Raw genomic sequence first — 264 nt, 5'->3', positions numbered from 1 at the left:
TTAAGCCGTGGTACGACAACTACTGCTTTGCCGAAGAGAGTTTCGGCAAGGAGCCCAGTATGTTCAACAGCGACATGGTATGTTATTATATGAACAACCTTGTTGGGTTGGGTAGTCGCCCCAAGGAACTTGTCGACCCGAATACGATGACTGACTATGGCAAACTGAAACGGCTTATCAAGATCGATAAGTCTGAGGGCAAGCGCATTGAGGTCATTCACGACATTGCTGAGAAGGGATTTATTAAGGCTCGCTTGGTTTCGC

General features: G+C 47.3%; 1 pseudogene. It reads left to right on the top strand.

The features are described 5' to 3' along the window. Positions 1–264, top strand: a pseudogene (locus LDN30_RS16290) (ATP-binding protein); the annotation flags it as partial.

Source organism: Prevotella lacticifex (assembly GCF_019973375.1).
Lineage (GTDB): Bacteria > Bacteroidota > Bacteroidia > Bacteroidales > Bacteroidaceae > Prevotella > Prevotella lacticifex.
Note: the sequence above shows the minus strand (reverse complement) of the source record. Positions and strands in the feature narration are given on the sequence as shown.